Origin of the sequence: Phenylobacterium zucineum HLK1 (genome assembly GCF_000017265.1) — a bacterium.
Lineage (GTDB): Bacteria > Pseudomonadota > Alphaproteobacteria > Caulobacterales > Caulobacteraceae > Phenylobacterium > Phenylobacterium zucineum.
The window spans coordinates 531353-552550 of record NC_011144.1 but is presented as its reverse complement, the minus strand read 5'-3'; the positions used below and the strand labels follow the sequence as shown (position 1 = coordinate 552550).

Sequence of the window (21198 nt, the reverse complement as noted above, 5' to 3'; positions counted from 1 at the left end):
CTCACCAGAGGCTCTTGACCGCGCGGGCGGGCCAGTCGGCGTCATAGGCTTGGCCGCCGACCTCACCGCCGGTGAGGGCGGCGAGGATCTGGCCGGGGGTGGGCAGGCTCGCAGGATCGACGTGGCGCGCCGGGTCCCACAGGCCCGAGCGGACCACCGCCCGGGCGCACTGGAAGTAGGCCGTCTCCACCGTCACCACGATGGCCGTGCGCGGCGCCTGGCCCTCGACGGCCAGCGAGGCCAGCAGGTCCGGGTCGGCGCTGACCACGGCGCGGCCGTTCACCCGGAAAGTGGTCGCCGAGCCGGGGATCAGGAACAGCAGGGCCACGCGCGGGTCGCGGACGATGTTGCGCAGGCTGTCGATGCGGTTGTTGCCGCGCCGGTCGGGCAGGATCAGCGTCTTCTCGTCGGCGATACGGACGACCGCGCCGGCGTCGCCCCGGGGACTGCAGTCCAGGCCCTCCGGCCCGGCGGTCGCGAGCGCCACGAAGGGCGAGGCCTCGATCAGCGCCCGGTAGTGCGGGGTGATCCGGTCGGTCTCCTTGACCACCGAGGCGGGAGCCAGCGAGACGCCGTAGATCGCCTCCAGGTCCTCGAGCGTCTCTATCGCCATGCGCCATCCTGCGCCCGGCGGAGCGGCGCCGTAAAGACGCCGCTCCCGAGCGGGGACTACTTGCGGGCGGCCTTGGCGGCGTCGAATCCGCGAACCAGCTCGTCCAGCAGGCGGACGCCGTAGCCGCGGGCGCCCTTCGGCGCGGTGGGCGTGCCCTGGTCGTCCCAGGCGACGCCGGCGATGTCGACGTGCGCCCACGGGGTCTCGGGGTCGGCGAAGAAGCCGATCACCTGGGCGCCCACGCCGGCGCCCGGCTCGCCCGAGCCGATGTCGCGGATGTCGGCGATCGGCGAGTCCACCGCCTTGGCATAGCTGGGATGCATCGGCAGGCGCCACACGCCCTCGCCGCTGGCCTTGGCCGCCGCCTCGACCTGTTCGGCCAGGCCGTCGTGACGGCTGAAGAGGCCGGCGTAGTCGTCGCCCAGGGCGCCCACGACCGCACCGGTCAGGGTGGCGAGGTTGACGATGGCCGCCGCGTCGTAGCGCTGGTCGGCGTAGGCGGTGGCGTCGGCCAGCACGATGCGGCCCTCGGCGTCGGTGTTCAGCCGCTCGATGGTCTTGCCGCCATAGGCGCGGATCACGTCGCCCGGGCGCGCGGCCCCGCCGTCCGGCATGTTCTCGGCCAGGGCGGCGATCGCCACCACGTGCACCGGGGCCTTCGACTTGGCCAGCGACAGGGTCGCGCCGACGACCGCGGCCGCACCGGACATGTCGTCCTTCATCTTCCACATGTTCGAGCCCGGCTTCAGCGAGATGCCGCCGGAATCGAAGGTGATCCCCTTGCCGGTCAGCACCACCGGCTTGCCGGACGCGCCGGGACCCTTGTACTCGACCACCAGCAGGCGCGGCGGACGCTTGGACCCCATGCCCACGCTGAGGATGGCGTTCATGCCCATCTTCTGCAGCGCCGCCTCGTCGAACGCCTCGATGGTCACGCCGCCCACGCCCTTGAAGGCCGCGCGGGTGCGCTCCACGAAGGTCTCGGGATAGATCACGTTGGCGGGCTCGGTGATCAGGTCGCGGGTGAAGGCCACGGCCTCGGCCAGGGCCTCGCCGCGCCGGGCGTAGGCCTGCCGCGCCGCCGCGGCGTCGGACGCCACGACGGTCAGCGCGGGCTCGGTCGCCGGCTCGTCGGCCTTGCGGGACTTGTAGCTGTTGGAGAAGCGGTACGAACCCAGGGCCGCGCCCAGGGCCGCCTGGGACGGATCGGAGAGGCCCGTCGCCACCAGCGCGGCCGGCGCCTTGGCCGTGGCCTTGGCGGCCGCCGCGCCGAGGTCCTGCAGCTCGACGGCGGTGAGCGCGGCGCCCTCGGGCCGGGCGCCCAGGACGACGATCTGATCCCAGGGGCCCGGGCCGCGCAGGCTCAGGGTCTCGCCGGCCTTGTAGTCGAACTTGGCGGCCGCCAGGGCGCGGGAGACGGCGGCGCGCACGCCTTCGTCCAGCATGGTTCCGCGGGCCGCCAGGTCGGCTTCGGACGCCAGCGGCAGCACCAGCGCGCCCGTCTGGGGCGCCTCGGCGGCGAACTGGATGGGCCGCGCTTCGGCGGCGGTGGCGCACAGCGCCAGGCTCAGGGCGGCGACGACGGCTCGCATGCAGGATTTCCCCCGTTACACTGTAACGCCTGTTAAGCAGCTAAACTGAGCCCTGGCTAGGCCGGCCGCCCCAGCTTCGCTAACACTCCGTCATCTGCCCATTCCGGAGTCCGCCGATGCGCCGCCGCACCTTCCTGGCCGCCCTGCCCGCCGCCGCCCTGGCCGCGCCCCTGGCCGGGCCTCTGGCCGCGCCCGCGTTAGCGGACAGCCGCAGCCAGAACCCCAACCGGAACCGGCCCGACGTGGGGCCCGGCGACCGGATCGACGGCGCCACCTTCGCCAGCCGTTCGGCGGCCTGGGGCCTGCACGGGGCGGCGGCCACCGCCCACCCCCTCGCCACCCTCGCCGCCATCGAGATCCTCAAGGCCGGTGGCTCGGCGGTGGACGCCGCCGTGGCCGCCAATGCGGTGCTGGGCTTCGCCGAGCCCATCGCCTGCGGCATCGGCGGCGACTGTTTCGTGATGCTGTGGGATCCGAAGCAGGGGAAGGTCGTCGGCCTGAACGGCTCGGGCCGCAGCCCGCGCGGGCTGTCGCTGGCGACCGTCCGGGCGCGGGCGAAGAACGGCTTCATCCCCAGCCACGGCGCCATCTCGGTCAGCGTGCCGGGCGCCGTCGACGCCTGGTGGAGCCTGCACCAGCGCTACGGCAAGCTGCCGTGGAAGAGCCTGTTCGAGCCGGCGATCCGCCACGCCACCGAGGGCGCGCCGATCACCCAGAACGTCGCCTACTACCTGGAGCGCTCGTTCAGCGCCTTCACCCGGCCCGGCTCGGGCATCGAGGAGGTGGAGAACTTCAAGGCCGTCTGGGCCCCCGAGGGCCGGGTCCCCGTCGAGGGCGAGGTGTTCAGGAACCCGCGCCTGGCGGCCACCTACCGCCGGATCGCCGAGGGCGGCGGGCGCGAGTTCTACGAGGGCGAGACCGCCCGGGCCATCGAGGCCTACTTCAAGCGCATCGGCGGCTGGATGACCCGCGCCGACCTCGCCGCCCACCGGTCGGAGTGGGTGGCCCCGGTCTCGTCCAGCTACCGCGGGGTCGACGTCTGGGCCCTGCCGCCCAACAGCCAGGGGATCGCCACCCTGCAGCTGCTGAACATCCTCGAGCAGTTCGACGTGAAGGCGATGGGCTTCCAGTCGGCGGCGGCGATCCACCACGCGGTGGAGGCCAAGCGGCTGGCCTTCGAGGACCGCGCCCGCCACTACGCCGATCCCGCCTTCTACAAGGCGCCGATCGAGCACCTGGTCTCCAAGGCCTATGCGAAGGAGCGCGCGGCCCTGATCCGGCCTGACCGCATCCTGCGGGAGATCGCCCCCTTCCAGGCCCCCAGCCGCGGCGACACCACCTACTTCACCACCGCCGACGCCGACGGGATGATGGTCTCGATCATCCAGTCCAACTACCGGGGCATGGGCTCGGGCCTGTCGCCCGACGACCTGGGCTTCATGTTCCAGGACCGCGGCGAGCTGTTCGCCCTGCAGGACGGCCATCCGAACCTCTACGCGCCCGGCAAGCGGCCCTTCCAGACCATCATCCCGGGCTTCGCCACGCGCGAGGGCAAGCCGTGGCTGTCGTTCGGGGTCATGGGCGGCGACATGCAGCCCCAGGGCCAGGCGCAGATCATCTCCAACATGGTCGACCACGGCCTGTCCCTGCAGGAGGCGGGCGATGCGCCCCGCTGGCATCACGAGGGCGGCTCCGAGCCCACCGGGCAGAAGCTGGACCCGCTGGGCCTGCTGCGGCTGGAGACCGGCGTGCCCGCCAGGACCAAGGCGGCCCTCGCCGCCCTCGGCTGGAAGCTGGGCGAGCCCGACGGCGGCTTCGGCGGCTACCAGGCGGTCGAGCGCTGGCCCGGCCGCTACGCCGCGGCCAGCGAGATGCGCAAGGACGGCATGGCTCTGGCCTACTAGGGACGTCCCCGATGACCTACGAGGAGATGCGCGCCATCGTGCTGGCCTTCCCCGGCGCCGAGGAGGGCAAGAGCTACGGCAAGCCCGCCTTCCTGGTGAACGGCAAGTTCTTCACGCGCCTGCGCCGGGAGGACCAGAGCCTCGTCCTGATGGACGTCTCGTTCGACGAGCGCGAGATGCTGATGGAGGCCGAGCCGGGGACCTTCCACATCACGCCGCACTACAAGGACTATCCCAGCGTGCTGGCGCGGATGGCGACCCTGCACCCCGGCAGCTTCCGCAACTTCCTGGAGCGCCGCTTCCGCAAGATCGCCAAGAAGGCGGCGCTGAAGGCCTGGGAGGCCGGACAGGACTAGGGGGAGGGCCTCAGAACTCGTCCTCGATCGCGGCGCGGAAGTTCTCGAACACCTCGCGGGCGTGCTGCTCGGGCGGAAGGCCGGGTTCGGCCGGCGGGGCGGCCGGGCCCTCCGCGACCAGCCGGCCCACCACCGCGCCGTGCCGGACCAGCAGCAGCGCCTCGCCGGGAGCCAGGCCTTCCAGCAGGGCGGCGATCTTCGGCGGCAGGTCGTCGAGGTCGAGGCGCTTCATGGGCCCATCCTAGACCCGCCGGGGGGCTGCGGGTAAACCGCCGGCCAAGTGTGGAGGAACGATGGCTTACCGATCGCTGCGCGACTTCATCGACCGCCTGGAAGCCGCGGGCGAGCTGGTCCGGGTCGCCGAACCCGTCTCCTCGGTGCTCGAGATGACCGAGATCCAGCGGCGGCTGCTGGCCGCCGGCGGGCCGGCGGTGCTGTTCGAGAACGTCATCCGCGCCGACGGCCAGCGCTCGGCCATGCCGTGCCTCGTCAACCTCTTCGGCACGGTCAAGCGCGTGGCCATGGGCGTGACGCTGGAGGGCCGCGAACGGGCGACGGCGGCCGATCTGCGCGAGGTGGGCGAGCTGCTGGCCTTCCTGCGCGCGCCCGAGCCGCCGCGCGGCCTGAAGGACGCCATGGGCATGCTGCCCCTCGCCAAGACGGTGATGAGCATGCGGCCCAACACGGTGAAGAAGGCGCCGGTGCAGGAGGTCGTCCTCACGGGCGACCAGATCGACCTGACGCAACTGCCGATCCAGACCTGCTGGCCGGGCGAGCCCGCGCCGCTGATCACCTGGCCGCTGGTGGTCACCAAGGGCCCCTCCACCGACCGCGAAGACGACTACAACCTCGGCATCTACCGCATGCAGGTGCTTGGGAAGGACCGCACCATCATGCGCTGGCTGGCCCACCGAGGCGGCGCCCAGCACCACCGCCGCTGGAAGGCGGCCGGCAGGCCCGAGCCCCTGCCCGCCTGCGCGGTGATCGGCGCCGATCCGGGGACCATCCTGGCCGCCGTGACCCCGGTGCCGGACACGCTGTCGGAGTATCAGTTCGCCGGTTTGATGCGCGGGGCCAAGGTGGACCTCGTGCCGGCCAAGACCGTGCCGCTGATGGTGCCGGCCCAGGCCGAGATCGTGCTGGAGGGCCACGTCCTCCTGGACGAGTACGCCGACGAGGGGCCATACGGCGACCACACGGGGTACTACAATTCGGTCGAGCGCTTCCCGGTGTTCCAGGTCAGCGCGATCACCATGCGCCGCGACCCGATCTACCTGACCACCTTCACCGGCCGGCCGCCGGACGAGCCCAGCGTGCTGGGCGAGGCGCTGAACGAGGTGTTCATCCCGCTGATCCGCCAGCAGTTCCCAGAGATCGTCGACTTCTGGCTGCCGCCCGAGGGCTGCAGCTACCGGATCGCCGTGGTGTCGATGAAGAAGGCCTACCCCGGCCACGCCAAGCGCGTGATGATGGGCGTCTGGAGCTACCTTCGCCAGTTCATGTACACCAAGTGGGTGATCGTCGTGGACGATGACATCGACGCCCGCGACTGGAAGGACGTGATGTGGGCCATCTCCACGCGGATGGACCCGGCCCGGGACGTCACGCTCGTCGAGAACACCCCCATCGACTACCTGGACTTCGCCAGCCCCGAGAGCGGCCTCGGCTCCAAGATCGGCCTCGACGCCACCAACAAGTGGCCCCCCGAGACCAAGCGGGAGTGGGGCGAGAAGCTGTTCATGGATCCCGCCGTGGTTGAGGCGGTGACCGAAAAGTGGGCTAAGCTCGGCCTTCCCGGCGACGGCCGGCCCGTGGACTGAGCACTCCAAGGAACCCGATGGACCTGACGCCCGCCGCCCACGCCGCCGCCCTCTGGGCCGGCCTGCACCTCGTCCTCCTGCTGGTCCTGTCGGTGCTGGTCACCCGTCAGCGGCGCAAGCACGGGGTGGCCCTGGGCGACGGCGGGGTTCCGGAGCTGGAGCGCGCCATCCGCGCCTTCGGCAACGCCACCGAATATGTGCCGACGGCGCTCATCGGCCTGGCGATCCTGGCGCTGGCCGGCGCCCCTCCCCTGCTCGTCCACCTGATCGGCTTCGTCCTGTTCGCCGGTCGCGGGCTGCACGCGGTCGGCCTCTCGCGCAGCGGCGAAGCGACGCTGCCCCGCGCCGCGGGCGTCCTCGCCACCTGGATCGCCTATATCGCCGCGGCCGCCGCGCTGCTGTTCTACGCGGTGCCGTGAGCTTGTGAACGGGGCTCCGCTCGGCCATATGCCGGGCATGGACGAAAACCTGCTGAACGACGTCGTGGCCGCCGCGCTGAAGGCCGGGGCGGACGCCGCCGAGGCCGTGGGCGCCGAGCGCCGCAGCCTTTCGGTCACCGTGCGCCTGGGCGACCTCGAGGAGGTGGAGCGCGAGGAGTCCCGCGACCTCGGCCTGCGGGTGTTCGTCGGCCGCCGGCAGGCGACCGTCTCCGGCTCCGACATTTCGCCGGAGGCGCGCGCCAAGCTGGTCGAGCGGGCGGTCGCCATGGCCAAGCTCGCCCCGGAGGATCCCTACGCAGGCCTGGCCGACCCCGACGCCCTGGCCCGCGGCGACCTCCCCGACCTCGACCTCTACGACCCGGCCGAGCCCACCGCGGCCGAGCTGGAGGATCGCGCCCGCGCCGCCGAGGCCGCCGCCCGCGCCCAGCCCAGGGTCACCAACACCGACGGCGCCAGCGGCGCGTGGTCGTCCTCGCGCTGGACCATCGTCACCAGCGGCGGCTTCACGGGCGTGCACCGCGCTTCGGGCTTCTCGATCGGCGCCTCGGCCATCGCCGGCGACGAGGGCGGCATGGAGACCGGCTACGACGGCCGCTCGGCCCGCTGGCAGGCCGACCTGCCCGCGCCCGAGACCCTGGGCGCCGAGGCCGGCCGCCGCGCCGCCGCCCGCCTGGGCGCGCGCAAGATCGCCTCGACCACCGCGCCGGTGATCTTCGAGAACCGCCTGGCCGCCTCGCTGCTGTCGCCGTTGATCGGCGCGATCGCCGGCCCCTCCATCGCCCGCGGGACCTCGTTCCTGAAGGACAGGCTGGGCCAGCCGGTGTTCGCCAAGGGGATCTTCGTCACCGACGATCCGCACCGTCCGCGCGGCCTCGGCTCCTCGCCGTTCGACGACGAGGGGGTCCGCAACCAGCGCCGCGACCTGATCGAGGACGGGGTGCTCACCACCTGGCTGCTGAACTCGTCCTCGGCCCGCCAGCTGGGCCTTTCGACGACCGGCCACGCCTCGCGCGGCCTGGCCGGCCCGCCCGGCGTCTCGCCCACCAACCTGACCCTGCGGCCGGGCGAGAAGGACCTCTCCGCCCTGATGAAGGACGCCGGCTCGGGCCTGCTCGTCACCTCGATGTTCGGCCCTTCGCTGAACGGCAACACCGGCGACTGGTCGGTGGGCTGCTCGGGCTTCTGGTTCGAGGGCGGCGAGCTCGCCTATCCGGTCAGCGAGATCACCGTCGCCGGCAACCTGATCGACATCTACGGCCGCCTCGTCCCGGGCTCGGACCTCGAAATCCGCGGCGCCTCCAACGCGCCCTCCCTGCTGGTGGACGCCCTGGCCATCGCGGGGCGCTGATCCTGGACGACCTGGCCCTCCTCCTGGACGCCGCGCAGGAAGCGGGCGAGCTCGCGGCCCGCCTGCGCCGCGAGGGCCTGGAGATCGACTACAAGGAGGGCGGCTCGCCGGTCACCAACGCCGACCTGGCCGCCGACGCGCTGCTGAAGGCGCGCCTGGGGGCCGCGCGGCCGGACTACGGCTGGCTTTCCGAGGAGACCGCCGACGACAGCGGGCGCCTGTCGCGCCGACGACTCTTCGTGGTCGATCCCATCGACGGCACCCGCGCCTTCCTGAACGACATGCCCTGGTGGGCGATCTCGCTGGCGGTCGTCGAGGACGAGCGGCCGGTCGCGGGGGTGGTCTTCGCCCCGGAACTCTCCGAGACCTACGCCGCCGTCGCCGGGCAGGGCGCCACGATGAACGGGGCGCCGATCCGGGTCAGCGGGACCGACCGCCTGGAGGACTGCCGCATGGCGGGCGATCCCAGGGTCTTCCCGCACCCGAGCTGGCCGGTCCCCTGGCCGCCGATGCAGGTGCAGCAGCGCAACTCCACCGCCTACCGCATGTGCCTGGTGGCCTCGGGCGATTTCGACGCCGCGGTGGCGCCCGTGGCCAAGCACGACTGGGACCTGGCCGCGGCCGACCTGATCGCCACGGAAGCCGGCGGATTCGTCGGCGACCACACCGGCGCGGGCTTCCGCTACAACCGCCCGCGCCCCGTGCAGGCGAGCCTCGTCTGCGCGACGCCGCGTCTCGCCCCATTGATCCTGGACCGGGTCCGGCATATCCGCAGCGGAAACTGACCTTCCGCTACGAAAGCGACCCATGTCCGACAAGCAGCTTCTGCACCTCGTCATCGGCGGCGAGCTCGAATCCCTCGAGGGCCCGCCCCAGTTCCGCGACCTCAGGAAGGTCGACCTCGTCGGCGCCTTCCCCTCCTACGACGAAGCGCTGCGCGCCTGGCGCGCCAAGGCCCAGGAGACGGTCGACAACGCCCTGATGCGCTACTTCATCATCCACGCGCACAAGCTGCTCTCGCCGGCCGAGGAAGGCCGCTAGGCGGGGAAGGCAGGCCCGCCGAAGCGGGCCGCCGCCCTCAACCGCGCGCGATGCGCTCCAGCAGGGTCCCGCCGCGCCAGACTTCCACGGCGTCGCAGCTCAGATGCTCGCGCAGCAGCCGCTGCGCGCGCCTGCGCACGTGCTCCAGCCCGGTCCATGGAGCGAGGTCGACGAAGGGCGAGACGCCGTCAGCGCGCACGCACAGCAGCGTGCAGAATTCTTCCGCCGCGAGGGTGTGGCCGTCGTCCATACCGTACCTTCGCATGTCGCAGCCCCGGTTGTCTGTCACAAAGGCGACAGCTCCCGGGGGGCGGACGGGCCGGCTATTCGCGGCGGAGCAGGCGCTCGGTGATCAGCGATCCCAGCATCTGGGCGCGGAACGTCGCCTTCATGCCGGCGGGATCGTACATCGGGCTCTGCACCCACTCGAGGAAGCTCATGCCGGCGGGCTCGCCCTCCTCGAGGTAGCGCTCGAAGGTGTAGTCCAGCACGCCGGTCTTGCCCTGCTTCACGTGCAGGTAGCGCAGGTGCAGCTGGTCCATGGCCTCGCGGATGGTCTTGCCCTTCCGGAAGTGCATGTAGAGCACGCTCATGATGCCCGCCCGGTCCGCGCCGGACTTGCAGTGCATCATGGCCGGATATTCGATGGTCTCGAACAGCCGCTTGGCGCCCAGCACGCGCTGGACGCTGGGCACCTCGCGCGAGGTGATGGTGAAGTCCACCATCGTCAGCCCCAGGCGCTGGCAGGCGTCCTTTTCCAGCGCGTGGAAGCTGGCGTCGAACCCGCCGCGCAGGTTGATGATCGTCTTGATCCCGCGCGCCTTCCAGGCGGCCAGCTGGTGCGGCCACGGCTGGTTCGCCCGCACCAGCTCCTCCGAGATCCAGTGGGCGTTGGAGAAGCCCAGCCGCAGGTAGGCGTGGTCGTTCCAGAGGTAGTCCAGATAGGTCCTCGCCCGCCCGAGAGGCGTCGACAGGTCGAAGGGAGCCTTGGCGGGCGCGTCCGTCATGGCGCCTAAGTAGGGCGATCCCCGCCAAACCGGAAGCCGGGCCGGGCGTCGCAGGGGGCCTGCCGCCGCTTGACTTCGCTTCCGCAACGTCCGACGCCTCGCGCCATGAGCGAGCGCAGCGCCCCCGAGCTGTCCGGCCGAGCCCTGATCGGGCGGGTGGCGCGGGCCTACCTCGTCCCGCGCTGGATGGCCTGGGCCGGCGCCCTCGTGGCCGGGATCGCCGCGGCGTACTTCACCACCATGCTGGTCCAGATCCTGGAGCCGGCCACCAACGACCTGATGGTCAACCACAAGCCGGGCGCGCTCGTCGCCCTGCCGCTGACCATCGCCGCCTACGCCATCGCCCGGGCGATCGCCCAGGTGGTGCAGGCCACGCTCGTGAACCGCATCGGCAACGCCGTGGTGGGCGACATCCAGGTGCAGCTCTTCGGCAAGCTGGTTCGGGCCGACCTGTCGCACCTGCGCAGCCAGCACTCGGGCGCCTACGTCTCCTCGGTGCTCTACGACGCCGGCCTGATCCGCGAGGCGGCGACGGCGGGCGTCATCAACTACACCCAGCACCTGCTGATCGTGATCGGGGCCATCTCGGTGATGGTCTCCAACGACCGTACGCTGTCGATCCTGCTGGTGGTGGCCCTGCCGGCCGCCACCTGGATCATGCGCCGCTTCGCCAAGCGCACCACCAAGGCCGCCAAGGGCGCGATGGCCGAGACCTCGGCCCTCTCGACCGCCATCATGGAAAGCCTGGACGGGGTGCGGGTGGTCAAGCTCGAGAACCGCGAGGCCTACGAGGAGGCGCGCGTCGCCGAGGTCGTCCGCCGCCGCCAGCGGCACCTGACCAAGGGCGCGAACGCCCGCGCCCGGGCCGCGCCCACCACCGAGCTGCTCATGACCCTGATCACCGCCGCGGTGATCGCCTACGCCGGCTGGCGCGCGCAGCAGGGCGGCATGACCGTGGGCGCGTTCGTGGCCTTCATCGCCGCGCTTGGCGTGGCCTCGCAGTCGCTGCGCCAGCTCGCCAACCTGCAGACCGTCTTCGCCGAGGGGATGTCGGCCGCGCGGCGGCTGTTCTCGGCCCTCGACGTCGAGCCCGAGGTGCAGGAGAAGCCGGGCGCCAAGCCCCTGCCCCGGGGCGAGGCCACCATCCGCTTCGACAACGTCGGCTTCAGCTACGGACGCGAGGGCGCGCCCACCCTGTCCGGCGTGGACTTCGAGGTCCGTCGCGGCGAGACCGTGGCTCTGGTCGGCCCGTCGGGCGGGGGCAAGACAACCATCCTCAACCTGATCCCGCGCTTCTACGACCCCACCGCCGGGCGGGTGCTGATCGACGGCCACGACCTGCGCGAGGTGACCCTGGCCTCGCTGCGCGACCAGGTGGCCCTGGTCACCCAGGAGCCGTTCCTGTTCGACGATTCGATCCGCGCCAACATCTGCTACGCCCGGCCGGGCGCCACGGCGGAGGAGGTCGAGGCCGCCGCCCGCGCCGCCGCTGCCCACGACTTCATCATGGCCCTCCCGGAAGGCTACGAGACCCACGTGGGCGAGGCCGGCGCGCGCCTGTCGGGCGGCCAGCGCCAGCGCATCGCCATCGCCCGCGCCTTCCTGAAGGACGCCCCGATCCTGCTGCTGGACGAGGCCACCAGCGCCCTCGACACCGAAAGCGAGGCCCAGGTGCAGGAGGCGCTGAAGCGCCTGATGGCCGGCCGCACCACCATCCTGATCGCCCACCGCCTCTCCACCGTGCGCGGCGCGGACCGGATCTATGTCGTGGACAAGGGCCGCATCGTGGAGACGGGCGACCACGACGCCCTGGTCAGGAAGCGCGGCCTCTACGCCCGGCTGGCCCGCAGCCAGCACCTGGAGGCGGAGCCCGCCGCTTGAAGAAGCTGCTCCGGAGCGACGGCGTCCAGGCCTTCCTCGGCTGGGTGCTGGGGACCTATCTGCGCATCGTGCTGCGCACCGTGCGCTGGCGGCACGAGAACGTCGCCTGCGTCGAGCCGGTGCTGTCCGACCAGGAGACGGGGGCGATCGCCCTCTTCTGGCACGGCCGCATCCCGCTGTGCCTGGCCACCGCGCCGCAGTGGTGGCGCAAGCGGACCCGCTGCCTCGTCTCCCCCTCGGCCGACGGGGAATTCATCGCCCAGGCGCTGTCGATGTCGGGATTTCCCGCGATCCGGGTCTCCTCGGCCAAGAAGGGCGACTCGGCCAAGGCCCGGCAGGCCGTCGCCGCCATCCGCGAGGCCACGACATGGGTGGCGGGCGGCGGCGCCCTCGTGGTCACGCCCGACGGACCGCGCGGCCCCAACGAGGTGATCCAGGCGGGCGCGCTGCAGATCGCCCGCCGTTCGGGCCAGCCGGTGTTCCTGATGGGGATCGCCGCCAATCCCGCCTGGCAGCTCGAGGACACCTGGGACAGGGTGATGTTCGCCGCCCCGTTCGGCCGCGGCGCCGTCGTCTGGGAGGGGCCGCTGCACGTGCCCCCCGACGCCGGCGAGGCCGAGATCGCCGCGCTGATCGAGAACTGGTCCGCGCGCCTGTCCGCCGCCACCCGCCGGGCCGAGGCCCTGGTGGGGCGGGCGCCCGCGCCGCATTGATCCTTCGCCCGGTTCGCGAGACATAGGCTCCGATGGCCAAGGCCCACGCGCACTCCGACCACCATGACGACCATGGGCATGACCACGCTCACGGTCACGGCCATTCGCACGGCCACGGCCACCATCATCACCACGCGCCCAAGGACATGGGCTGGGCCTTCGCGATCGGCGTGGTCCTCAACACCGGCTTTGTCGCCGCCGAGGTGGCCGCGGGGCTCTGGACGGGCTCGCTGGCCCTCCTGGCCGACGCGGGCCACAATCTTTCCGACGTCCTGTCCCTGCTGCTGGCCTGGGGCGCCGCGGTGCTGGCCAAGCGCGCGCCCTCGGGCCGACGCACCTACGGCCTGCGCAAGGCGACCATCCTCGCGTCCCTCGCCAACGCCGTGCTGCTCCTGGTGGCGGTCGGCGCCATTGTCTCCGAGGCGGCGCACAGGCTGCGCGAGCCGGCCGGGGTGGATTCCGACATCGTCATGCTGGTCGCTGGCCTGGGGGTGTTGATCAACGGGGTCACCGCGGCGCTCTTCCTGCGGGGCAGCCACGACGACCTGAACGTCCGCGGCGCCTTCCTGCACATGGCGGCCGACGCCGCCGTGTCGCTGGCCGTGGTGGTCGGGGCCTTCGCCATGGCCCGCACCGGCCTGCTCTGGATCGACCCGCTGCTCGGCCTGACCATCGCGGCGGTGATTGTCCTGGGCACCTGGGGCCTCCTGCGCGATTCCATGGACCTGGCGCTGGACGCCGCCCCCCGGGGCATCAACGTGGACGAGGTCCGCCGCTGGCTGGAGGCCCTGCCCGGCGTCGAGGGCGTCCACGACCTGCACATCTGGGCCATGAGCACCACCGAGACCGCCCTCACCGCCCACGTCCTGCGGCCGGGCAACGCCGATCCGGACCGCTTCCTGCACGACGCCTGCGAGGGCCTGGAGCGCCGCTTCCGCATCGGCCACGCCACCCTGCAGGTGGAGACCGACGGCGCTCACGCCTGCCGGCTGGCCCCCGCCGAGGTGGTGTGAAACCCCTCCCCCTCGCGCTCTACGGCGCGGCGACCCGCCTGCTCGAGCCGCTGGCGCCGCAGGTCCTGCAGGCCCGCGCCCGGCGCGGCAAGGAAGACCCCGCCCGGCTCGCCGAGCGCCTCGGCCGGGCGGCGGCTCCCCGTCCCCCGGGTCCGCTCGTGTGGCTGCACGGCGTCAGCGTGGGCGAGAGCGCCTCGCTGCTGCCGCTGGTCGCGGCGCTGAGGCGGCGGCGGCCGGATCTCACCGTCCTCGTCACCTCGGGCACGGTCACCTCGGCCCAGGTGCTGGCGCGGCGCCTGCCCCCGGGCGTGATCCACCAGTTCGCCCCCGTCGACGCTCCGGGCGCGGTCGCCCGCTTCCTCGATCACTGGCGTCCGGGCCTCGCCGTGCTGGTCGAGAGCGAGCTGTGGCCGAACCTGATCCTGGCGGCGAAGGAGCGCGGCGTGCGCCTCGCCCTCGCCTCGGCGCGGATGACCGAGGCCAGCGCCGCCGGCTGGGCCCGCGCCCCCGCCTCGGCGCGGGCGCTGCTCGGCGCCTTCGACGCCGTCCTGCCGCAGGACGACGCCACCGCCGCTCGCCTCGCCCGCCTCGGGGCCCGGACCGGCCCGCACCTGAACCTGAAGCGCGCAGGCGATCCCCTGCCCTGCGACGCGGCCGAGCTGGAGCGCCTGCGGGGGCTCCTCGCCGGACGCCCGGTGGTCCTGGCGGCCAGCACCCATCCGGGCGAGGAGCCGATCCTCGCCGCGGCCGTCCGCGCCGCCGCGCCCGACGCCCTGACGATCATCGCCCCGCGCCATCCCGAGCGGGGCGGCGCCCTGGCGGCCGAACTCGCCGCGCCGCGCCGCGGGGCGGGCGAGCTTCCGAAGCCGGACGACGCGCTCTACGTGGCCGACACCCTGGGCGAACTCGGCCTCTTCTTCCGCCTGGCCGATGTGGTGGTGATGGGCGGCAGCTTCCGGCCGGGAATCGGCGGGCACAATCCGCTGGAGCCCGCCCGCCTGGGCTGCGCGATCCTCACCGGGCCGCACGTGTTCAACGCCGCCGACCTCTACGCCGAGATGTCGGACGCCGGCGCGGCCATCGTCCTGACCGGCCCGGACGCCCTTCAGGCCGAGCTCCGCCGCCTGCTGGGCGCCGCCCCGACCCGCGAGACCCCGACCCGCGAAGCCCTGGGACGGGCCGCCCTCGCCTACGCCGAGCGGCAGGGCGCCCAGCTCGACGCCGCCTTCGCCGTCCTCGATCCCCTGCTGCCCGCATGAAACTGGCGACCCCCCGCTGGTGGTACGAGCGCGACCGGCGCTCCATGCCGATGACCCGGGCGCTGCTCACGCCGCTGTCCTGGGCCTGGGCCGGCGTGACGGCCCGGCGGATCGCCCGCGCCCGGCCGCTGGACGCGGGCGCGCCGGTGATCTGCGTGGGCAACCTGACCATGGGCGGCGCGGGCAAGACCCCGGTCGTGCGCGAGATCGCCCGCCGGCTCGGCGGACACGTCCTGTCGCGCGGCTACGGCGGCTCGCTGGCGGGTCCGGTGCGGGTCGATCCCGCCGTCCACGCCAGCGGCGAGGTGGGCGACGAGCCCCTGATGCTGGCCCGCGACCTGCCCGTCTGGGTCTCCCGCGACCGTCTGGCCGGCGCGCGGGCCGCGGCCGCCGCGGGCGCCCGCGTGGTGGTGATGGACGACGGCCACCAGAACCCCTCCGTGAAGAAGGCCCTGTCGCTGGTGGTCGTGGACGGCGAGACGCGGAACGGCGAGTGGCCCTTCGGGGACGGGCGGGTGTTTCCCGCCGGGCCCATGCGCGAGCCGCTCGCGGCGGGGCTGGCGCGGGCGGACGCCGCGGTCATCCTGCTGCCCGCCGATCTCGCGGCGCCCGATCCCGAGCTGGTCCGCGTGCTGTCGAAGGTCCCGGTGCTGATCGCCCGGCTCGAGCCCGAGGGGCCGCCGCCGGTCGGACCGCAGGTCGCCTTCGCCGGCATCGGCAAGCCGTGGAAGTTCGAGCGCGCCCTGAAGGCGGCCGGCTGCGAGCTGGTGGAGTTCGCCCCCTTCCCGGACCACTACGCCTACGACGCCGCTGCGCTCGCCCTGCTGGCGGATCGCGCGGCCCAGGACGGCGCCGGCCTCCTCACCACCGAGAAGGACTGGATCCGCCTGCCCCCCGCCTGGCGCGAGCGGGTGCGGCCCTGGCCGGTCCGGGCCGTCTTCCAGGACGAGGCGGCCTTGGACGCCGTGGTGGGCGGCCTCTAGCCGGCGCCGGCCTTCTTCGCGAACTCCCAGCTGGTCTGGGCCAGCGCCAGGACCCGCGGGCCCATGCTGGCCGCGTCCGGGTGGTTGGCGGTGCCGTCGCGCACCCGCCCGAGGATGCCCTGGACGATGCCGGCCAGACGGAAGGTGTTGTACGAGAAGAACCAGTTGAGGTCGGGCAGGCCGTCGCGGCCGGTCAGCTCGCAGTAGTAGTCCACCGCCTCCTCGATGGTCGGGATGCCGTGCGCCTTCAGGTCGGGCAGCTGCGAGATCGTGCCGTTCACCCAGTTCATCAGCAGGTAGGTGAAGTCGGCCAGCGGCTCGCCCAGGGTCGACAGCTCCCAGTCCAGCACCGCCGCCACGCGCGGCTCGGTCGGATGGAAGATCATGTTGTCGAGGCGGTAGTCGCCGTGGACGATCGAGGTCCGCTCCTGGTTCGGCACAGTGCGCGGCAGCCACTCGATCAGCCGCTCCATCTCCTCGATGTGGCGGTCCTCCGAGGCCTTGTACTGCTTGGTCCAGCGGTCGACCTGCCGGGCCATGTAGTTGCCGGGCTTGCCGTAGTTCTCCAGGCCGATCTTGACGTAGTCGGTGTTGTGCAGGTCGGCGAGGGTCTTGATCTTGGCGCGGAAGATGGCGGTGCGCTCGGCCGGGGAATAGGCCGGCAGGGTCTGGTCCCAGAGCACCCGTCCCTCGACGCAATCCATCACGTAGAACCAGGTGCCGATGACGGAATCGTCCTGGCACAGGCCGTAGGTGCGCGCGACCGGGAAGCCCGTCGGGTACAGCGCCGAGATCACCCGGTACTCCCGGTCCACGGCGTGGGCCGAGGGCAGCAGCTTGCCCGGCGGCTTGCGGCGCAGGACGTACTTCTGTGAGGGCGTGATGAGCTGATAGGTCGGATTCGACTGGCCGCCCTTGAACTTGCGGACCTCCAGCGGGCCGGCGTAGCCCTCGACGTTGGCCTCCAGCCAGCGCTCCAGCGAAGCCTGGTCGAAGCGCTGGGCCTCGGGGACGGCCTCGGTGCCGGTGTTGGCCTTCTCCCGCTCCTGCTCGGCGGCGACGTCGGCGGTGACGGCCATGGCGCTTCCCCTTCGTACAGTTGTTTGAACCCTATTTAGCGAGGGCGGCGGCGGCGGGGCAAGGCGAGATGGGCGGGCTTGACCTGAGGTCAGGAAGCGGCTTGGCAGGCCGGCGCATGGACAGCGACGACATCGAGACCGTCATCGAGATCGCGGCGAGCCCCGAGGCGGTCTGGCGGGTGATGACCGACACCGCCCTGGTCTGGCGCTGGATGGGTGGCTTCGGCTTCCGGCCGCGGGTCGGCCACACCTTCGTCATGCAGCCCAGCCGGCGGCGGCGGGAGGCCGGCGACCTGACCGACGCCATCCCCTGCCGGCTCGAGGTGCTGGACCCGCGGCGGCGGCTGCGCTTCAGCTGGACCTACCCTGGCCGGCCGCCCACCGACGTCGCCATCGCCCTGACGCCCATCCCGGGCGGGGTCCATGTGCGGCTGACGCACTCGGGCTGGGATGCCTTCGAGGCCGAGCTGGAGCCCGCCGAGGTCGAGCTCGCCATGCTGGCGATCGGCGAGGCCTGGGCCAACGAGGCGCTGCCGGCCCTGAAGACGCTGGCGGAAGGCTAGCGGCCCAGGGCGCGCCAGCCGATGTCGCTGCGGCAGAAGCCGTCGGCGAACTCGATCCGCTCGATGGCCGCATAGGCGCGGTCGCGCGCCGTCCGCAGGTCCGCCCCCCGCGCGCAGACGTTGAGCACGCGGCCGCCGGCCGCCCGCAGCGTTCCGTCGGCGTCGCGCTTCGTCCCCGCATGGAAGACCACCACGTCGTCGCCGAGGTCCTGGTCGAGCCCACGGATCTCGCCGCCGGCGGCGGGCGTGCCCGGATAGCCCTTGGCCGCGATGACCACGCAGACCGCCGCCTCGTCGCGCCAGACGGGCGGGGGCATGTCCCCGAGCGTCCCGTTCGCGCAGGCGACCAGGTACGGCACGAGGTCGCTCTCCAGCCGCAGCATCAGCACCTGGCACTCGGGATCGCCGAAGCGGACGTTGAACTCCACCAGCTTGGGCCCGTGCTTCGTGGCCATCAGCTCGACGAACAGCACCCCGCGGTAGGGCGAGCCGTCGGCGGCGATGCCGGCGAAAGCGGGCTCCACCAGCCGCGTGCGGACCTGCTCCACCAGCTCGGGCGTGAAGACCGGCGCAGGGGAATAGGTGCCCATCCCGCCCGTGTTCGGTCCCTGCTCGCCGTCGAAGACGCGCTTGTGGTCCTGGGCCCAGCCGAACAGCATGGAGGCTTCGCCGTCGCACAGGGCGAACAGCGAGCCGATCTCGCCCTCCAGGAACTCCTCGACCACCACGCGGGCTCCGGCCGCGCCGAAGCGGCCGCCGAAGGCGTCGTCGATGGCGGCCTCGGCCTCGCCGCGGTCCTGGGCCACGGTGACGCCCTTGCCGGCCGCCAGGCCGTCGGCCTTGATCACATAGGGCGGCTCGAACAGCTCCAGCGCCGCGCGGGCCGCCTCGGCGCTCTCGCAGACGCGGTAGGCGGCGGTGGGCAGGCCGTAGCGGTCGGCGAAGGCCTTGGTGAAGGCCTTGGAGGACTCCAGCTGCCCCGCGCCCGCCGTCGGACCGAAGCAGGGGATCCCCTCGGCCTGCAGCTGGTCGGCGAGGCCCGCATCCACGGACGATTCCGGGCCGATCACCACGAGGTCGGCGGCGATCTCCTTGGCCAGCGCCACCAGGGCCGGCACGTCGGTGGGCCCCACGGCGCGCAGCTCGCACTGCTCGGCCATGCCGGGATTGCCCGGCGCGGCCACCAGGCGCTTCACCAGCGGCGAGGCCGCGATCTTCCAGGCGAGCGCGTGTTCGCGGCCGCCCGAGCCAACCAGCAGGATGTTCATGGACGGCGGCTTTGGCGGTCCGCCGCCCTCCGGTCAAGCGCTCAGGCGTCGACGTCCAGCGAGTAGCCGGCCGAGCGGACCGTGCGGATCGGGTCGCCCGCGTCCGCCGCGTTCAGGGCCTTGCGCAGGCGCCCGATGTGCACGTCGACGGTCCGGGCCTCGACATAGACGTCCGACCCCCAGACGGCGTCCAGCAGCTGCTCGCGCGAGAACACCCGCCCGGGATGCTGCATGAAGTGGTCCAGCAGCCGGAACTCGGTGGGGCCCAGGTGCACCTCCGCGCCGTTCCGCTTCACGCGGTGGGCGACCCGGTCGATGATGATGTCGCCGCAGCGGACGCGGTCCTCGGCCAGGCCCGGGCGCAGCCGGCGCAGCACCGCGCGGATGCGGGCCGCCAGCTCGCTCATGGCGAAGGGCTTGACCACATAGTCGTCGGCGCCGGTGTCCAGGCCGCGGATGCGGTCGGTCTCCTCGCCCCGCGCCGTCAGCATGATGATCGGCACGTTGCGGCTCTCGGGACGCTGACGCAGCCGCCGGCACACCTCGATGCCCGACACCTTGGGCAGCATCCAGTCCAGCACGATGAGGTCGGGCAGGCGCTCCTGCACCTGCAGCAGGGCCTCCTCGCCGTCGCCGGCGGCGGCGACCTCGTAGCCCTCCTTCTCGAGGTTGTACTGAAGCAGCGTCGCGAGCGAGTCCTCGTCCTCGACGATCAGTATGCGTGGCGTCGTCACTTAGCGGCCCCCGTCAGGCTTCCAGTGGATCGGTCTTCGGCCGGGCCTGGGAGATCATCTCCTCGCCCGTGATCTCGTAGTGGATGAGCTCGGCGATGTTGGTGGCGTGGTCGCCGATCCGCTCGAGGTTCTTGGCCGCGAACAGCATGTGCGTGCAGGCGGTGATCGTCCGCGGATCGCCCATCATGTAGGTCAGCAGCTCGCGGAAGAGGCTGTTGTAGTGCTCGTCCACCTCGTCGTCCTGGGACCAGACGGCCATGGCCCGCTCCATGTCCGAGCGGCTGTAGGCGTCGAGGACCGAGGTGAGCCGGTTCAGCACCAGCTTGCCCATCCGCTCGATCGAGCGGGTGAGCGGGGTCATCGGCTCCTCCTCGATGATCACCAGGGTGCGCTTGGCGATGTTCTTGGCCAGGTCGCCGATGCGCTCGAGGTTGTTGGCGATCTTCATCGCCGCGACCGTCTTGCGCAGGTCGTTGGCCATGGGCTGGCGCAGGGCGATCAGGCGGATCGCCCGCCGCTCGATGTCGCGCTCGGCCACGTCCAGCCGCTCGTCCCGCGCGACGACCGCGGTGGCCAGCTCCTGGTCGCGCTTGACCACCGCCAGCAGGCAGTCGGCGACGGCCGCCTCGGCCAGTCCGCCCATCCGCGTGGTCTCGGCGGTGAGGGCGTTGAGCTCTTCCTCGTACGACTTGACGATGTGTTCGTTCATGGGATGGCCCTCAGCCGAACCGGCCGGTGATGTAGTCCTGGGTGCGGGAGTCCCGCGGGTTGGTGAAGATCTCGTCGGTGTTCCCGGCTTCGATCAGCTTGCCCAGGTGGAAGAAGGCGGTCTTCTGCGAGACCCGCGCGGCCTGGGCCATCGAGTGGGTCACGATGACGATGCAGTACTCCTCGCGCAGCTCGTCGATCAGCTCCTCGACCCGCGCCGTGGCGATGGGGTCGAGCGCCGAGCAGGGCTCGTCCATGAGGATCACCTCGGGGTTCACGGCGATGGCGCGGGCGATCACCAGGCGCTGCTGCTGGCCGCCCGAGAGGCTGGTGCCCGGCTGGTGCAGCCGGTCGGCGACCTCGTTCCAGAGCCCGGCCCGCTTCAGCGAGGTCTCGACCACGTGCTCCAGCTCGCGCTTGCCCGTGGCGATGCCGTGGATGCGCGGCCCGTAGGCCACGTTCTCGAAGATGCTCTTCGGGAAGGGGTTCGGCTTCTGGAAGACCATGCCGACGCGGGCGCGCAGCAGGACGGGGTCGATGCTGCGGTCGTTGACGTCCTCGCCGTCCAGCTCGATCCGGCCCGAGACCTTCGCCGTCGGGATGGTGTCGTTCATCCGGTTGATGCAGCGCAGGAAGGTCGACTTGCCGCAGCCGGACGGGCCGATCAGGGCGGTCACGGCCCGCTCGGGGACGTCGAGCGAGACGTCGAACAGCGCCTGCTTGTCGCCGTAGAAGACGCTGACGTCGCGGGCCCGCAGCTTGGCGGGGGCGTCGACGGCGTGCTGGGCCTGGGGCCGCAGCTCGATGTGCACCGGGCCGGCGTTGGCGGCCTGCGGCTCGTCGGGCTTGGAAAGCATGGGGGGCCTCTCGATGGGA

General features: G+C 72.4%; 23 protein-coding genes. 13 read left to right on the top strand and 10 right to left on the bottom strand.

Annotated features, from left to right (window positions below):
• Window position 1: 1 nt before the first annotated feature.
• On the bottom strand, window positions 2-613 hold the full coding sequence (locus tag PHZ_RS02840; RefSeq protein ID WP_012521087.1) for a pyridoxamine 5'-phosphate oxidase family protein: 612 nt from the start codon (window positions 611-613) through the stop codon (window positions 2-4).
• Window positions 614-669: 56 nt separating this feature from the next.
• Complete coding sequence (locus PHZ_RS02835; protein WP_012521086.1) at window positions 670-2205, bottom strand: leucyl aminopeptidase; 1536 nt, start codon at window positions 2203-2205, stop codon at window positions 670-672.
• Between the two features lie 116 nt (window positions 2206-2321).
• On the opposite strand from PHZ_RS02835, the gene PHZ_RS02830 reads away from it, so the two are divergent.
• Both PHZ_RS02830 and PHZ_RS02825 read left to right on the top strand, forming a co-directional pair.
• Window positions 2322-4109 (top strand): gamma-glutamyltransferase family protein, encoded by a 1788-nt coding sequence (locus tag PHZ_RS02830; protein ID WP_041373056.1) that lies wholly within the window; start codon window positions 2322-2324, stop codon window positions 4107-4109.
• Between the two features lie 11 nt (window positions 4110-4120).
• Window positions 4121-4465, top strand: coding sequence for an MmcQ/YjbR family DNA-binding protein (locus tag PHZ_RS02825; protein WP_041373054.1), 345 nt, complete (start codon window positions 4121-4123; stop codon window positions 4463-4465).
• A gap of 10 nt (window positions 4466-4475) precedes the next feature.
• Here PHZ_RS02825 and PHZ_RS02820 read toward each other — a convergent pair whose 3' ends face one another.
• Window positions 4476-4697 (bottom strand): hypothetical protein, encoded by a 222-nt coding sequence (locus PHZ_RS02820; RefSeq protein WP_041373052.1) that lies wholly within the window; start codon window positions 4695-4697, stop codon window positions 4476-4478.
• 61 nt (window positions 4698-4758) lie between these two features.
• Here PHZ_RS02820 and PHZ_RS02815 point away from each other — a divergent pair, with 61 nt between their 5' ends.
• From PHZ_RS02815 to PHZ_RS02795, 5 genes are read left to right on the top strand one after another with little or no spacing between them, the layout of a single operon-like run.
• On the top strand, window positions 4759-6285 hold the full coding sequence (locus PHZ_RS02815) for a UbiD family decarboxylase (protein WP_012521083.1): 1527 nt from the start codon (window positions 4759-4761) through the stop codon (window positions 6283-6285).
• Between the two features lie 17 nt (window positions 6286-6302).
• A complete protein-coding gene (locus PHZ_RS02810; protein WP_012521082.1) occupies window positions 6303-6704 on the top strand; it encodes an MAPEG family protein in 402 nt (133 codons plus the stop codon).
• Between the two features lie 37 nt (window positions 6705-6741).
• Window positions 6742-8073: a TldD/PmbA family protein gene (locus tag PHZ_RS02805; protein ID WP_041373827.1), complete on the top strand. Its 1332-nt coding sequence runs from the start codon at window positions 6742-6744 to the stop codon at window positions 8071-8073.
• Between the two features lie 2 nt (window positions 8074-8075).
• Complete coding sequence (locus tag PHZ_RS02800) at window positions 8076-8858, top strand: inositol monophosphatase family protein (RefSeq protein WP_041373826.1); 783 nt, start codon at window positions 8076-8078, stop codon at window positions 8856-8858.
• A 22-nt stretch (window positions 8859-8880) separates the two neighbouring features.
• Complete coding sequence (locus PHZ_RS02795; RefSeq protein WP_012521079.1) at window positions 8881-9114, top strand: DUF4170 domain-containing protein; 234 nt, start codon at window positions 8881-8883, stop codon at window positions 9112-9114.
• 37 nt (window positions 9115-9151) lie between these two features.
• Here the strand turns inward: PHZ_RS02795 and PHZ_RS02790 are convergent, their stop codons facing one another.
• Together PHZ_RS02790 and PHZ_RS02785 are read right to left on the bottom strand one after the other, a co-directional pair.
• Window positions 9152-9379, bottom strand: a complete 228-nt coding sequence (locus PHZ_RS02790; protein ID WP_148216773.1) for a hypothetical protein — start codon at window positions 9377-9379, stop codon at window positions 9152-9154.
• Window positions 9380-9437: 58 nt separating this feature from the next.
• Window positions 9438-10121 (bottom strand): fused DSP-PTPase phosphatase/NAD kinase-like protein, encoded by a 684-nt coding sequence (locus PHZ_RS02785; RefSeq protein ID WP_012521078.1) that lies wholly within the window; start codon window positions 10119-10121, stop codon window positions 9438-9440.
• 105 nt (window positions 10122-10226) lie between these two features.
• On the opposite strand from PHZ_RS02785, the gene PHZ_RS02780 reads away from it, so the two are divergent.
• From PHZ_RS02780 to lpxK, 5 genes are read left to right on the top strand one after another with little or no spacing between them, the layout of a single operon-like run.
• Window positions 10227-12002 (top strand): ABC transporter ATP-binding protein, encoded by a 1776-nt coding sequence (locus PHZ_RS02780; protein ID WP_041373047.1) that lies wholly within the window; start codon window positions 10227-10229, stop codon window positions 12000-12002.
• A complete protein-coding gene (locus PHZ_RS02775) occupies window positions 11999-12715 on the top strand; it encodes a lysophospholipid acyltransferase family protein (protein ID WP_012521076.1) in 717 nt (238 codons plus the stop codon). Before PHZ_RS02780 ends, PHZ_RS02775 begins: the two co-directional genes overlap by 4 nt.
• A gap of 32 nt (window positions 12716-12747) precedes the next feature.
• Window positions 12748-13728 (top strand): cation diffusion facilitator family transporter, encoded by a 981-nt coding sequence (locus tag PHZ_RS02770; RefSeq protein ID WP_012521075.1) that lies wholly within the window; start codon window positions 12748-12750, stop codon window positions 13726-13728.
• Window positions 13725-14987, top strand: coding sequence for a 3-deoxy-D-manno-octulosonic acid transferase (locus tag PHZ_RS02765; RefSeq protein ID WP_012521074.1), 1263 nt, complete (start codon window positions 13725-13727; stop codon window positions 14985-14987). Before PHZ_RS02770 ends, PHZ_RS02765 begins: the two co-directional genes overlap by 4 nt.
• Window positions 14984-15970, top strand: coding sequence for a tetraacyldisaccharide 4'-kinase (lpxK, locus tag PHZ_RS02760; RefSeq protein WP_012521073.1), 987 nt, complete (start codon window positions 14984-14986; stop codon window positions 15968-15970). Before PHZ_RS02765 ends, lpxK begins: the two co-directional genes overlap by 4 nt.
• Here the strand turns inward: lpxK and PHZ_RS02755 are convergent.
• The gene (locus PHZ_RS02755) at window positions 15967-17049 is read right to left on the bottom strand and encodes a phosphotransferase family protein (RefSeq protein ID WP_012521072.1); all 1083 of its coding nucleotides are present in this window, start codon (window positions 17047-17049) and stop codon (window positions 15967-15969) included. The two genes, lpxK and PHZ_RS02755, sit on opposite strands and share 4 nt — an antisense overlap.
• A gap of 116 nt (window positions 17050-17165) precedes the next feature.
• On the opposite strand from PHZ_RS02755, the gene PHZ_RS02750 reads away from it, so the two are divergent.
• Window positions 17166-17612, top strand: a complete 447-nt coding sequence (locus PHZ_RS02750; protein WP_012521071.1) for an SRPBCC family protein — start codon at window positions 17166-17168, stop codon at window positions 17610-17612.
• On the opposite strand, the gene purD is transcribed toward PHZ_RS02750, so the two are convergent.
• The 4 genes from purD to pstB are packed head-to-tail and all read right to left on the bottom strand — an operon-like array spanning window position 17609 to window position 21179.
• Window positions 17609-18880, bottom strand: a complete 1272-nt coding sequence (purD, locus tag PHZ_RS02745; RefSeq protein ID WP_012521070.1) for a phosphoribosylamine--glycine ligase — start codon at window positions 18878-18880, stop codon at window positions 17609-17611. The genes PHZ_RS02750 and purD overlap by 4 nt on opposite strands.
• Window positions 18881-18921: 41 nt before the next feature.
• Window positions 18922-19614 (bottom strand): phosphate regulon transcriptional regulator PhoB, encoded by a 693-nt coding sequence (phoB, locus tag PHZ_RS02740; protein WP_012521069.1) that lies wholly within the window; start codon window positions 19612-19614, stop codon window positions 18922-18924.
• Window positions 19615-19627: 13 nt separating this feature from the next.
• The gene (phoU, locus tag PHZ_RS02735) at window positions 19628-20323 is read right to left on the bottom strand and encodes a phosphate signaling complex protein PhoU (protein WP_012521068.1); all 696 of its coding nucleotides are present in this window, start codon (window positions 20321-20323) and stop codon (window positions 19628-19630) included.
• A gap of 10 nt (window positions 20324-20333) precedes the next feature.
• Window positions 20334-21179, bottom strand: coding sequence for a phosphate ABC transporter ATP-binding protein PstB (gene pstB, locus PHZ_RS02730; protein WP_041373825.1), 846 nt, complete (start codon window positions 21177-21179; stop codon window positions 20334-20336).
• Window positions 21180-21198 lie beyond the last annotated feature (19 nt).